At 47.1% G+C, this 13,461-nt stretch carries 13 protein-coding genes and 2 pseudogenes; 7 read left to right on the top strand and 8 right to left on the bottom strand.

Annotation, left to right across the window (positions count from 1 at the left end; genetic code table 11):
- Nucleotides 1–308: 308 nt before the first annotated feature.
- From M1D30_RS13760 to M1D30_RS10825, 3 genes and pseudogenes are all read right to left on the bottom strand, one after another.
- Nucleotides 309–2,078: pseudogene (locus tag M1D30_RS13760) on the bottom strand (ATP-binding cassette domain-containing protein); the annotation flags it as partial.
- Nucleotides 2,061–2,696, bottom strand: a pseudogene (locus tag M1D30_RS13830) (amino acid ABC transporter permease); the annotation flags it as partial. The pseudogenes M1D30_RS13760 and M1D30_RS13830, both read right to left, overlap by 18 nt.
- Nucleotides 2,697–3,234: 538 nt before the next feature.
- The gene (locus M1D30_RS10825; protein WP_248503872.1) at nt 3,235–3,492 is read right to left on the bottom strand and encodes a DUF5053 domain-containing protein; all 258 of its coding nucleotides are present in this window, start codon (nt 3,490–3,492) and stop codon (nt 3,235–3,237) included.
- Between the two features lie 144 nt (nt 3,493–3,636).
- Between M1D30_RS10825 and M1D30_RS13835 the strand changes: the two genes are divergently transcribed.
- The 5 genes from M1D30_RS13835 to M1D30_RS10850 all read left to right on the top strand — a co-directional run bounded on the left by M1D30_RS13835 (nt 3,637) and on the right by M1D30_RS10850 (nt 7,593).
- Nucleotides 3,637–3,885 (top strand): DUF6712 family protein, encoded by a 249-nt coding sequence (locus M1D30_RS13835; RefSeq protein WP_371874083.1) that lies wholly within the window; start codon nt 3,637–3,639, stop codon nt 3,883–3,885.
- 329 nt (nt 3,886–4,214) lie between these two features.
- On the top strand, nt 4,215–5,600 hold the full coding sequence (locus tag M1D30_RS10835) for a leucine-rich repeat domain-containing protein (RefSeq protein ID WP_248503875.1): 1,386 nt from the start codon (nt 4,215–4,217) through the stop codon (nt 5,598–5,600).
- A gap of 67 nt (nt 5,601–5,667) precedes the next feature.
- Nucleotides 5,668–6,543 carry a hypothetical protein gene (locus M1D30_RS10840; RefSeq protein ID WP_248503876.1) on the top strand — a complete coding sequence of 292 codons (876 nt, stop codon included), beginning with the start codon at nt 5,668–5,670 and terminating at the stop codon, nt 6,541–6,543.
- Nucleotides 6,544–6,600: 57 nt separating this feature from the next.
- Nucleotides 6,601–6,807: a hypothetical protein gene (locus tag M1D30_RS10845; RefSeq protein ID WP_248503877.1), complete on the top strand. Its 207-nt coding sequence runs from the start codon at nt 6,601–6,603 to the stop codon at nt 6,805–6,807.
- A gap of 9 nt (nt 6,808–6,816) precedes the next feature.
- The gene (locus tag M1D30_RS10850; protein WP_248503879.1) at nt 6,817–7,593 is read left to right on the top strand and encodes a hypothetical protein; all 777 of its coding nucleotides are present in this window, start codon (nt 6,817–6,819) and stop codon (nt 7,591–7,593) included.
- A gap of 228 nt (nt 7,594–7,821) precedes the next feature.
- On the opposite strand, the gene M1D30_RS10855 is transcribed toward M1D30_RS10850, so the two are convergent.
- The 5 genes from M1D30_RS10855 to M1D30_RS10875 are packed head-to-tail and all read right to left on the bottom strand — an operon-like array spanning nt 7,822 to nt 11,019.
- Nucleotides 7,822–7,974 (bottom strand): hypothetical protein, encoded by a 153-nt coding sequence (locus M1D30_RS10855; protein WP_248507896.1) that lies wholly within the window; start codon nt 7,972–7,974, stop codon nt 7,822–7,824.
- Nucleotides 7,971–8,618, bottom strand: coding sequence for a Vat family streptogramin A O-acetyltransferase (locus M1D30_RS10860; RefSeq protein ID WP_371874084.1), 648 nt, complete (start codon nt 8,616–8,618; stop codon nt 7,971–7,973). Before M1D30_RS10860 ends, M1D30_RS10855 begins: the two co-directional genes overlap by 4 nt.
- Before the next feature lie 10 nt (nt 8,619–8,628).
- A complete protein-coding gene (locus M1D30_RS10865) occupies nt 8,629–9,072 on the bottom strand; it encodes a GNAT family N-acetyltransferase (RefSeq protein ID WP_248503881.1) in 444 nt (147 codons plus the stop codon).
- Between the two features lie 51 nt (nt 9,073–9,123).
- The gene (locus M1D30_RS10870) at nt 9,124–9,909 is read right to left on the bottom strand and encodes a phosphorylcholine transferase LicD (protein ID WP_248503882.1); all 786 of its coding nucleotides are present in this window, start codon (nt 9,907–9,909) and stop codon (nt 9,124–9,126) included.
- Nucleotides 9,910–9,912: 3 nt separating this feature from the next.
- Nucleotides 9,913–11,019: an acyltransferase family protein gene (locus tag M1D30_RS10875; RefSeq protein ID WP_248503884.1), complete on the bottom strand. Its 1,107-nt coding sequence runs from the start codon at nt 11,017–11,019 to the stop codon at nt 9,913–9,915.
- A 79-nt stretch (nt 11,020–11,098) separates the two neighbouring features.
- Between M1D30_RS10875 and M1D30_RS10880 the strand changes: the two genes are divergently transcribed.
- Together M1D30_RS10880 and M1D30_RS10885 are read left to right on the top strand one after the other, a co-directional pair.
- A complete protein-coding gene (locus M1D30_RS10880; RefSeq protein WP_248503886.1) occupies nt 11,099–12,016 on the top strand; it encodes a beta-1,6-N-acetylglucosaminyltransferase in 918 nt (305 codons plus the stop codon).
- The gene (locus M1D30_RS10885; RefSeq protein ID WP_248503887.1) at nt 12,009–13,460 is read left to right on the top strand and encodes a lipopolysaccharide biosynthesis protein; all 1,452 of its coding nucleotides are present in this window, start codon (nt 12,009–12,011) and stop codon (nt 13,458–13,460) included. Before M1D30_RS10880 ends, M1D30_RS10885 begins: the two co-directional genes overlap by 8 nt.
- Nucleotide 13,461: the final 1 nt, after the last annotated feature.

The raw sequence follows: 13,461 nt of genomic DNA on the forward strand, positions 1-13,461 counted from the left end.
TTGGTCTCTTCCTCTATCACCTGGCGGCACTGCCCGGAGAGTTCGCTGCGATGGCCATCGTTCAGCGGCGTGGCAGTCATTTTCTCCACCATGAAGTCGAGGGCCGTGACGAGCGACTGCTCGCTGTGCGTGATTCGCACGGTGATGGGGCGGTAGGGTGCCATCGCGCCGTCGAGCATCTTGCCGATCAGCTGCTGAGCCTTCTCTTCCTTCTCAGGGATGCCGTATTTGTGGCAGAAGGCACTGACAGCCGAGTGCATGCCGAGGAAGTCAAAGTCAGGGCCGTCAATCTCAAACACCTCCTTGCGGATGCGCTGTATGAAGGCCTTGGTGGCGCTGTGGACGGGCGACTCGAAGATCTGTTGGGGCGTGCCGTCCTCGTGGATATAGCCGCCCTGCATGAAGAAGATACGGGTGCTTACATCGTGGGCAAACTTCATCTCGTGGGTGACGATGAGCATCGTCATGCCCTCCTTGGCCAACTGACGGATAACGCTGAGCACCTCGCCCACCATCGTCGGGTCGAGGGCCGACGTAGGCTCGTCGAAGAGGATGACGTCGGGCTTCATGGCCAGAGCGCGGGCGATGGCCACACGCTGTTTCTGTCCGCCGGAGAGGCTCGACGGATAGACGTCGGCCTTCTCGGCCAGTCCCACCTTGCGCAGCAGGGCCAGTCCCTGCTGGCGTGCTGTTTCCTCTGGCTCGTGGCGTAATTGACAGGGGGCGAAGATGACGTTCTCTAAGACGGTCTTGTGCTCGAAGAGGTTGAACGACTGGAACACCATGCCCATCTTCTGGCGCAGGCGGTCTGCGGGATAGTCCCGAGCAAGGATGTCCTCGCCATCGACGACGATGCTGCCGCCAGTGGGCGGGTCGAGCAGGTTGAGAGCACGCAGGAGTGTGCTCTTGCCCGTGCCCGAGGGGCCGATGATGGAGATGACCTCGCCCTGGCGGATATCCACGGTGATGTCGTGCAGCACGTCAAGGCTGCCGTAGCTCTTCTTCAGGTGCGTGATGCTGATGATAGGCCCCTCCCTGTGAGGGAGGGGAGTAGAATGTAATGCAGGGCGATGTCGGCGACGGATAAACAGCCATGCGCCACCACCTATTATTATAATGAGAGCCACACCGTACCAGAGGTAATCACTCCCCTCCCTCATAGGGAGGGGCTGGGGGAGGGTCTGCTGGGGGTGGGTCTGCTCTGTGAGTATCCCAGCCTCGCCCTTGCGCGTGATGAACAAGATGTGCGAATCGAAATAGCCGTCGGAGAAGAGCACCTGTTTCTGCCGCTCCTCGGTGATGCTGATGGCTCCCATGGCCAGGTCGGCCTTGCCCGCCTGTACGGCAGGCATCTGTGCGGCGAAGTCCATCACGAGATACTCCACTTTCCAGTTCCTCCGGTTGGCCCATTCCGTCAGCAGGGCAGGCTCTAAGCCCGATGGTCTCCCCTGGCTGATGAAGTTGAACGGCGGCATGGTGGGAAAGGTGGCCACGCGCAGGGTGCGCCCCGTGCCGCGCGGCTGGGGGATGTCCATAGTCGAGGGGTCTTCGGCCTGCTGCCAGCGGTCGTACAACTGCTGGTAGGTGCCGTCGCGGCGGATGTCGGCCAGGAAACTGTTGAAGTCCTGCTGCAACTCGGTATTGTCTAAACGGAAGCAGGCAGCTATCGGAACTGGTTGCATCCCTGCGTTTACAGAGTCCACCTTGGCAGCAATTTCCTTGCAGAATATCAGCGTCAGGCTCTCGCTGCCCGCCACATCCACCTTGCCGTTCTCCAAGGCAGCCAGCATATCGGTCTGCGAGGTCAAGCGCAGGATGTCGGCCTCGGGAGCCCAGTCGGTGACGGCAATGTCCTGGACACTGCCGATGATGACGGCCACGCGCTTGCCCTTCAGGGCCTTGAACGGCAGCGGGACATCGGTGACGGCGGTTGTCTTGGCCGAAGAGGAACCGCCTCCCATGAGTGTCGGCACGTAGCACAGTGTTCCTGCTATCAGCAGCGCCATGCCCGCTACGGCAGCCTTCACGCGCTGCCGTCCTACCAACGACTGGAGCAGCATTCCGATGAGCCATGCCATCACGAAATAGATAATGGCCGTCACGATGAGGGGGAAGAAGGCATCGAACGTGCGCGAGCGTATCAGGTCGGAGGCGCGCGTCATGTCGGCCACGGCAATGTAGCCCACGATGCTCGTGCCCTTCAGCAGACTGATGATCTCGCCCTGATAGACGGGCATCACCGCACGGACCACCTGTGGCAGCACAATTTTCAGGAACGTCTGTCTCGGGGTGAAGCCCAAGGCCAGTCCCGCCTCCGTCTGTCCGCGGTCGATGCCCTGGATGGTGGTGCGCAGCATCTCGCTGATGTAGGCCGCCGTGTTCATGGCGAAGGTGACGATGGCCACCACGATGCCGGTAGCATCCACTGGTGCCATCACCACATAGTACATCAGCATGAGCAGCACCAGCACCGGCGTGCCCCGCATCAGTTCTATATACACCCATGCCACCTGCCGCAGCCACCTGCGGCGGCTCATGCGCATCCAGCACACCAGTCCGCCGAGCAGCGTACCCAGCACGGCGGCGCAGAGCGTAATCAGCAGCGTCACCTGCAGACCGTCGAGAATCATCCTGTAGCGATCCTCCACTATCAAGTTGTTGCTGAAGCTCTCAGCCACATTACTAAACATACCCATAACGCTTCTCAACTTTTTTAATTAGTAGTGCCATAGTAAATACGTATTTAAGTTAAAGATTCGGAGCAAAGATACAAAAAATATTCTATTTATGTTCCAATTCGGAAGAAAATCTTCTTAAAAGGACGCATTTTGAGGTCTTCAAAGGCATCCCCTCACCCACCATCGACATGATATATGAGTGGGGGATGAAGATGATAAAATAGAATTATATACTAAGCTTTCACACTACCGCATTTTGGTATCCATGCTACCGACGTTTGGTAGCCTGACTACCAACGCTTGGTAGTGTGGCTACCAAAGCTTGGTACTGTGCCTACCAAGGCTTGGTACTGACGCTACCAAGCGTTGGTACTGAGAGTACCAAGGGGGTTGGTACTGAAAATACCAGAGGGGTTGGTACTGTGAGTACCATCCCCATGGTACCAAGGGTTCCAGCGTATTTTAACAGTTTTAGTTGGCCATTTGACGACTATGAATAAAATAGGGGATGCACCCTATTAAATGCATCCCCTATTGTTTTTCCTATTTCGGAAAATTATTCGATGGCATCTGCTGCACGACGTATGCGCTCAGACAGATCAATGAGCGCACCTTTCAATTGATAGCGCTCTTCTACGGTAAATTCAGTTGGTTTCTTGTTTCCGTCTATACCATTCAACTTATGATACAGCCAAGAGCCCGACTTTCCAAAGTATTCTCTGGAGATGTCGCCCCAAGAAACGTGCATCAGGATGTCAGACAAACGAGCTTTCATCGTGTCTTGCTGTGTAGCCTTTAATGTCATTACTGCCATAGTCGTAAGTGTTCGTTTATTTTGTTAATCGACTGAACGATGCAAAGATAGTACTTTTATTCGTATTAAGCAAGTGATTTAGTACTTTTTTTGTACTAACTATATTTTTGACTGATTGTCTTCAAAAGGTTCCAACGGTAATGCGTGTTCCACGTCATCACTCAGGGCCGCACCGCTTCCAACCTCGAATCTCAGGTCATCCGTTCCCTGCAGTCCTATGAGCTCCAGCTCTTGACCAACCTTCAAGCCCATCCCCAATGTTATTACGATCTCATCACTATCATCCGTGAAAATGAAGATGTATTCCCCGCCTGGCACACCTCTCCAGTCGCCGCTCTCTACACCCCTAAAGTCTTCGAAAACAAAAAAAATTCCTCCTCCTATTGGTTTTAAACAGATTATTTTATATATTTGCAGCATAAACTATAAATATACTATCATCTATTGATCGTTTCAAGAAAAAACATAATACTGTACGCCAATGGAAAAATATTAGAAAACAGAACACTATATTGAACTTCCACTTTTGATTCTTCGGACAATTATGGAAATGAAAGAAATGGGCTGAAAAAGAATATACACTTCTTATCTATGCTTATTTTAAATTCAAAATTGATAGATTATTCACGTACAACTGAAATATAGGCGAAAAAGATTTATCACCTATTTTTTTGATAAAATCACATAAGATTATAATCAGATAAGACATATAAAAAAATCATATGAAAAAAATACTAACTCATCTAAGCTTTTTATCGTTGCGCACGTCACATGGATGTGTCAAAGGCATGATTTATATTTCATTCTTTGGTTTAATTGCAACAGTATCATTCTCATGCGATAAGGATTCGACAGACGAAAGTAAAGAGAAAATACTAACTTATGAAGATAGTTTAGAATTAGGGCTAATAACACCACCTGATACTACAGGAAATGACCCGCAAGAGCCTTCTACGCCCACTAAAAATATAAAAGTGACAATAGATGGTATAATCTATAATTTAAATGAGAATAAACATACAGCAACAGTATTAGGAGTAGAAAGAGAGGACATAAAAAGTATTTTGATACCTGAATCCGTTCATTTTAACAATAATGATTATCCTGTTGACACTATAGGCGATGGCGCTTTTTACTATAAAACAAAACTTGAAAAAGTAAAGATTAAAGGAGAAAACTTAAAGGTTATAGGGCAGATGGCATTCGAGAAATGTTTTAGACTAATCAATATTGATTTGCCTAACAGTGTAACGGAAATAAGTCATCATGCTTTTTTTAATAGTGGACTTAGTGGTTCTTTAATATTACCCAAAAACCTAATCAAAATTGGTAAAAATGCGTTCAGGATTTGTTATTTTGAGTCTGTTGTTTTTCAAAGTAATCTTGAAACGATTGGTCAAGAGGCGTTCTATAACTGTAGATATTTAAAAAAATTAACAATTCCAAAAGTCAAGAATATTGAGGCTTCTGCTTTTGAATATTGTCGAGAACTTAAGTCGGTAGTTATTAACGATGGATTAGAAATGATTGGTGAAAAGGCATTTTACGAATGTAGAAAGATAAATGAGGTTCAAATACCTAAGACTCTAAAATCCATTGGGGAAGATGCCTTTTTAAACTGCGTAAGTATACGCAAAGTTGTTATTGAAGATGTTTCTTCTTGGTGTCGTCTTTCTTTTTCAAACTCATCATCGAATCCATTAATTCTAGGAAGCCGTTTATTTAATATTAATAAAGAAGAAATAAAAGAAATTGTTATACCAGAGGACATAACTTCAATAGGTCAATATGTATTTGCGGGCTGTGAAAGTTTAAACAAAGTAATAATTCCAGAAAATGTCTCTATAATAGGGCATGGAGCGTTTATGGCATGTAAAAATATAGAATTTCTTAGTCTATCTGAGAATATCAATGAGATTGGAAATTCTGCTTTTTCAAATTGTAGGATTCCTGTTATATATTGTTATGCATCTAAAGTACCTAAAACGGGATCTTTAGCATTTTATGGAGGTGAAAGTGGGGTAACATTACATGTTCCAGTCCAATCTATTTCTCTTTACAAAGCCTCTGCACCTTGGAAGTATTTTGGAAAAATTGTTGGTTTTTAAACAATAAACCTCAACATGATTCTCTTTAAAATTATATAAATAATGGATACAGTTATAGGTTGCAATTATGGATGAAGCGAATAAAAACATACAATTAAGAGATGCTGTTAATAAATTATCCTCCCTCATGTATACAATTTATGTTGATTGGAAGGTTAATCAAACAGTTCCATCTAAATACGATGAACTAATAGCAGAAAACATGTACCGTATGATGATATTTAAGGCGAAGTCTATTTCGACAATGAGCAACGGGATTACCATTATTCCGACACAAAAAGGAATCATTCCAGACCCATCCACCATATATCCAGTACTTAGAAGTATGTACGAACTGCTTTTCCTTTTTAGGTGTATATATGTATCTTCAAGAAATGAAGTAGAGAGAAACATCTTGCTTAATATTTGGACAATAAGAGGGAATAATAATCTCATACGAATACCAGACGAAGAATTGGACGTTGAATGTCGAAAAAAAAAGAAAACTGCCAAAGAAGAAAACAAAACTTTAAGAATGAAAATCAGGGAACAAATGAAAAAACTCGTGTTAACGCAACCAACAATTGATAAAATTGAAATAATTATTAAAAATAAATCTCCCACACTGAAAGGATTTAAATTTGAACATTGCGAGCATTGTGACAACATTACCGACTTTTGTGCCTTAGACATTAGTAACGGCAACATGGGGCTACAACTATCTGGTGTTAGCTACATATATTCACATTATTCTGCTCATTCACATCCTAGTTCTTTGGGCGTTAAACATTTTGAGGAAATGTATTATAATAAGGATGAATACAAATTCATGACTGAAATATTAGAATACACCTGTTTATACCTTGCCCATTTCATGAATGATTTCTGTATTTATAAAGAATCATACCGTTCTTTCTATATTCAAAACGAGATTCAAATTAGCAAGATTCTAAGTATAATTTAAAATTTCATACAACACAGTTTCATAACAACAAACTTTAATAATTAAGCAGTAATTATTATGCTTGATTTCACGGGTTTTCAAGGCAGTACTTACATCGAGGAAACGAAACGTTATCACGAGGAGGAAGACTGCCTCAAAGAAAAACGTTGTGAGAGAGAAAAACGTCATCGTGAACGATTAAATTACATCATGCAGGATCGTGCCGACCGTGGCTATGACTACGATATCGAAAGTGAATTCAAGTCTGAAGTAAAAAACTATTAAAATATAAATATGGCATACTTATATCCCTTTGGTCAACAAGTACACACACTAGTTCAGCAAGACCGCACGCCCAAAAAGGTTTTCGTTCTTGGAGTATATGCCAGTGCCGTTCATGCCCGCTGGAAGAAGGATGGCAAAACAATATGCACAGCTCTTGCCGTGGCAAGTGAGCCTCGCATTTTCTGGGACGGCAACGTCGACGAGGCAAAAGAAATCATCAGCAAGATTTCTATTCCTGAAGAGGTTGGTACATTGGAGCCTGCAGGTAGTCATCTCAATGGCCCATCCGCAAAAGTCCTTGATGAGCATATCCTTGGTACACTGGGGTATACAAGGAAAGACGCATGGCTTTGCGATCTTCTTCCCGAGACACGCCTAAACTCAGGTCAGGTCAAGGTTATCACCGAACGTTATAATCCACTGATTGAACAATACGAATTAAATGAAGTGACCATCCCTAAGCGCCCAACAGTATTCTGCGACGCTCAGAGATGCAAGGAAATCGTTTCAGAGATAAAAGAGTCAAAGGCAAGTCTTTTGGTTCTGCTTGGTGATATTCCCATTGCACAGTTCTTGAATTCTGTGGCAGACGTTCCTTATAAGTCACTCCAGGAGTACGTCGAACTGTACGGATATGGTAAACCAACAGCAGCTACCATTGATGGCCATACCATAAATATTCTCCCATTGGCTCATCCTCGTCAAATAGGTGCTCTAGGTGCCCACAGCGAGAAATGGAACAAACTCCATCAGGAGTGGGAAAAATCGTTCAAGAAGTCATTATAATGCTATTCTTTAGCACCGCACAAATGCAATAGGCTTACCACGAGGTAAACCTATTGCATATTGTTCTATAATCGATTTCTGGCTACGCAGAACACTAGTGATAGGTCACTGTCTCGTCCTGATAGCAGGATAGTAAGAAGAGTAATTTGCACGTTTTTTGTGTCCGAATTCGCAAAAAATATGAATATGGAGATAAAATTCTATAAAAACAACTCTTCTTCAAAATTTTCAATAAGCCTCGAACTGATGCGTGACGCGCTGCTCTACGGCTGTCAGGTCTGCGTCGTCATGCATGGCTAGCCAAAGAGAATGATAGATGCCATCCTCTTCAAACAGCTTCTTCTGCAGATGCGAGCACATATTGGTGGTATCAATGGTCATTTTTCAATAGTTCTAATCAGTGAAAGATCGCCACTCGATAAGGCCTTAAAGTTAGCCTCAATCTTTTCAATGTCCCAATCCCACCATTTCAATTCCTGAAGGTAGACAATAAATTCGTCATCGAAACGCTTGCGGATTACCCTGCAGGGATTACCTGCGGCAATAGAATACGGAGGAATGTCAGAGGCAACTACAGAGTTTGTTCCGATAATGGCTCCGTCGCCGATATGAACACCAGGCATCACTGTCACATTCTGACCAATCCAGACATCATTGCCGACTACAGTATCTCCCTTAAGCGGCAACTCATCCTTGACAGGTGCTATTGCGCTGCCCCAGTCACCTCCCATAATATAGAACGGATATGTGGTCACTCCGTCCATTCTATGATTGGCGCCATTCATAACGAATTCAATGCCCTTGGCAATGGCGCAAAACTTGCCTATTATCAGCTTGTCGCCGATAAAATCGTAGAAGTGCGTGACGTGCTTCTCAAACTGGTCTGCACCATCCACATCGTCATAGTAGGTGTAATCTCCTATAATGATACGTGGATTCTTCACCACATTCTTGATGAAGCAGAGGCTTGGGATGTTGGGATTTGGGAAAGCCTTGTTAGGGTTGGGTCTGTTAATTATGCTCATAAATTGGAATTTACTTATTATTCATATACAGCAAAGGATAAGGTGAGCCTTGTTCATCGAGATCTGTACGCTTATAGGTATGAAAGCCCATGTGTTCATAGAATCCGATGGCTTGCGGGTTCTGCTCGTTCACGGTTACCTCGTCTGCGCCAAAGTGGTCGGTGGCATAGCGGACAAGAAGGCTGCCTATGCCCTGCCCACGTCGGTCTGCATCAACGAACAGCATTTCTATCCTACGCCTGTCAATACCTATAAAAGCGATGGGTACTTCGTCCTCATCCATACTTACAAGCAAATGCCCGACTGTTTGAATAATTTCGGGGATATAGCCCTTGATGCGCATGATTTCGTCTTCAGGCAGAAATGTATGCGTCCGTCGGACAGCATTCTCCCATATCCTCAACAGTTGTTCCGTAAGGGCTGGTGTACAGTTATCAATCTCCTTTATGTTCATTCGTAAAATTCCAGAACACTAGTGACAGGTCACTGCCTCGTCCTGATTTCTTCAAGATTTCCAATAAGCCTCGAACTGATGCGTGACGCGCTGCTCTACGGGTGGCAGGGTCATGTAGTCGCCATAGGTGCGCTGCAGGTAATCTTTATAGCCCACCATGGTCTTGTAGGTCTTATTCTCGAACAGGATATCGACGCTCTCTGCGATATCCTCGGCAGGGAAACAGCCCTTGATACGGGGGCCTGCCTCGGTCATATTGCATACGGTGTGGGTTGGCTCTGTCAGCACAATGAGTCGGCGGAGCTTGCGTTCTATCTGGCGCACACTCATGGGCCAACACTTATAGACCCAATAGGCCAGGCGCGACTGCAGGGGATTGCTCTGCGAGATTTTGCAACGGCGAATCTTATAAAGCAGCTTCTTTTGCTTAAAGACACGATTGCGCTCCTGGGGATCGTCGGACACATAGTCGACAGGGAAGATGTCCATATAGACGCCTATCTCGTAGCCCTGGGTTTCCGTCTCGACCATGCGCGTGCGCTGGTCGACGACCTTGGCAAAGGTATAGTAATAATGGGATTCCGTGGTGGGATTGATGGCGCGATAGACGCCATTGTCGTCGTGATAGGACAGGAGGAATTGCTCGTAGTCCTCGCGCGGCATATAGATGTCGATATCGTCGTCCCAGGGAATATAGCCCTTGTGACGCACGGCACCAATCAGCGTGCCACTGGAAAGGAAATATCGCAGGTCATGTGCCTCGCAAAACTGATGCACATGGTCCAGAATGCCCATTTGAATCTGGCGCAACTCGTGTATGTCTTCTATCTTTCTCATAGGCTAAGAGCGACCAAACAGCCATTTCTTGAATATAGGACTGATGCGCAGGATGTTTGACGTGATGCAGCAGAAGCCTATGACAATGAGGCCCACAAGAACCGACAGCGTGGTGTCGATGACAAAGTTATGGGAATGGGCGTTGAAATAGGATCCTACCTGCGGCAGATTGGGCAGGAAGAGGAAGTGGATGAGATAGATATCGAGCGTGCGTCGGCCTATATACTGCAACGAGACGCCAATGGGCGACAGCTTGGTGAAGTACTGCTGATAGCAGCGGAAATACATGAAGGTGATGGTGAGCAGCATGAAGCGCGCCAGCGTCAAGGGGATGACGGCCCAAATGCTTTTGAGCATATGCCACTTCAAGGCATCCATGGCGGCAAAGATGACGATGAAGGTGAGCATGGGGAAGAACCACTTGCTGTCCATCACCTGTTGTGCCTTGTCCCAATAACGATGCACGATGTTGCCATAAAGGAAGAAGGGGAAATAGAGCAGCAGCTGGTCCATACTGCTATAGGTGAGGAAATCGGTGACCTGCGTCTTGGGCAGCTTAGAGCCCATGGCCCACTCAAACTCCTGGGGCAGATAGTTGGTTTCGTAGACACACAGCGACAGCAGGAAGAACACGACAATGGGAAGCCAGCCCCACCCTGCTGGCAGGAATCGCTTGATGATGCTGTCGAGATAGGCAAAGGGATAATAGATGAGGAACATGTAGAGCAGGACGAGCGTGAACCAATAGCCGCCCTTCATCGAAGCGCCCAGATTGTCCATCAACCCAACGAAGAAGTCTTTGTTGAAGATGGCGGTGGCAAAGAGGAAGAAGAACACCGTGGGCACTATCTGCACCCTGATTTTCTTGACGACCAGTGTGCCGAAGTTGCGCATGTTCCACACCTGTGAGGCCTTATAGGCCAGGAAGCCGCTGACGAAGAAGAACAGCGGCATGCGAAACAGCATGAGGAACGGGATAGAGGAAGAATTTTTCCATGACTCGCCAAAACCCATGATGGCCACGTGATAGGCCACAACAAGAATCATCGTAAAACCTCGGAGCGCGTCTAGCCACTCCAGGCGCGGTTTCTTTATCTCAACTTTATCCATATGTGCTGCAAAAGTACACATATTATTTTGAAATTCAAAAGAAAAGTACTACATTTGCATGCAAATTGCAAAAAGATAAATGAAAATTGCCTTCTTACTGTCGGCTTTTACAGATGCGCCACATCTGCAACGACTCATAGACAGTCTGCCTTCAGACAGCGACTGCTACATCCATATTGATGCCAGCTTTGACCAAACGCCATTCGTCGAAGCCACGCAGAGATGCGGGCAGCGCAGTGGTTCCGTCACGTTTATTGAGAACCGCGTCAGGGTGATGTGGGGCAGTTTCACGCAGGTGCGCTTCCAAATGGAGATGATCAGGGCTGCCCTCACTGAGAAGGCCTACGATTATCTGTTTATGCTCAGTGCCCAGGACTATCCTGTGTGGAGCAACCAGAGGATGATGCAGTATCTGGAGGAAAACAAAGGGAAGAACTTCCTGCAGGGTATGAGTATGGCTGAGTTGCCACACAGCGAGACCTACGAATATACCCGCTATCGTTTCTTGAACAACAAGCCATGGCGCTATGGCACACTGAAGAGTAAGTTCAGGGTGGCATTGAGAAAGATCTGTGAACCCTTTCTGAAAAAACCTTTGGTTTTCGAGGCTGACGGCAAGACATACAGTCTTTACAAAGGCTCGGACTATTTTGCCATCACGGGTGAACTGGCAGCCTACTTGCTGGAGACCTATGACCAGAGTCCCGAGCTGCGCCGTTATTTCACCAACAGTTTTGCACCGAGCGAGACCTTTGCCCATACGGTGGCCTTCAACTCAAGATTTGCCGACAGTTGCATGCTGACCAAAGGACCCGTGAAAAAGTTGGAGCAACTGACGCCCCTCACCTATATTGAATATGGGCAGAAGATTAAGATACTGACAGAGGCCGACTACGACAGCATCATGGCCAGCGGCAAGATGCTCTGTAGGAAAACGGTGACTGGCGAGAGTGACCGATTGATGGATATGATTGACAAGCAACGACAGCATGGATAACCTGAAAGAAAAAACAGCCAAAGGACTCTTCTGGGGCGCGTTGAACAATGGCACTATCCAGGTGCTCAACGTGCTCATCGGCATCATGCTGGGTCGTAAGTTGTCGCCTGAGGAGTGGGCGCCCATCGGTATGATTGCCATCTTTTCGGCTATCGCAGGCAACCTGCAGTCGAGCGGTTTTTCTACTGCCATCGTCAACATGAAGGCCCCGACGAGCAACGACTATAATGCGGTGTTCTGGTTCAACACGCTGGTCAGCGCCATCGTCTATCTTGTGCTCTTTGCCTGTGCCCCCTGGATAGCCTGGTTCTTTGAGCAGCCTTGTCTCACGGATCTTTCGCGTTTCATCTTCCTGGCGTTCTTCATCTCGTCGTTTGGCATCTCGACCAATGCCTATATGATGAAAAACATGATGCAACGCGAGATGACCATCGTCGGTGTCACGGCACTCATCATATCGGGCATCACGGCCATCATACTGGCTTTCCAAGGCTATTCCTATTGGAGCTTGGCGTGGCAACAGGTGATCAACGCCTTCGTACTGGTGGTGGGAAGATGGGTGTTTGTGAAATGGCGCCCCAGCTTCAAGGTGGACTTCACCCCTATTCGTCGGACGTTCCGTTTCTCGATGAATATCCTCATCACGATGATTATCAACACCGTGAACAACCATATCCTGACGTTTGTCTTCGGCAAGCTCTTCACGCGGACGCCACAGGTGGTGGGCAACTTCTTCCAGGCATTCAAGTGGGACACGATGGCCTATCAGACCGTGGGTGGAACCATTGAACAGGTGGCACAGCCTGTGTTGGTGAACCTTCGAGATAATGAGGACGAGAGTCGCGAGGTGCGCGTATTTCGCAAGATGATGCGCTTTACGGCCTTCCTGGCATTCCCTGCCATGTTCGGCCTGTCGCTGGTGTCGGAGGAGTTTATCCTGGCCACCATTGGCCAAAAATGGATTGACTGTGTGCCCCTGCTGCGCGTGCTCTGCATCGGCGGTGCCTTCATGCCGTTCTATTCGCTCTATAAGAATCTGATTATCAGTCAGGGACGTGCCGACCTGAACATGTGGCTGAACATCTCGCAGATCGTCTTGCAGTTTGTCCTCATCTTCGCCACCTATCAGCAGGGCATCCTCATGGTGGTCTATGCCTACTCCATTCTCAACGTGGTTTGGCTGTTGGCGTGGCAGTTCTTTGCTCACAGGATGATTGGACTGAGGCTGGTGCATGTGCTGAAAGACACCCTCCCCTTTGCCTTGATTTCTGGTGCCGTCATGGTGGCCTCGCATTTTGCCACCATGCAGTTTGACAACGTCTATCTGCTCTTGACGCTCCGCATTGTGATGGCTGCCGTACTCTATGTTGGCGTCATGAAACTGCTACGTGTGAAGATCATGGACGAGTGCATCAAATTCCTTTTCAAGAAAACAAGCAAGTAGC

It is taken from the genome of Prevotella sp. E15-22, from assembly GCF_023204875.1.
Classification (GTDB): domain Bacteria; phylum Bacteroidota; class Bacteroidia; order Bacteroidales; family Bacteroidaceae; genus Prevotella.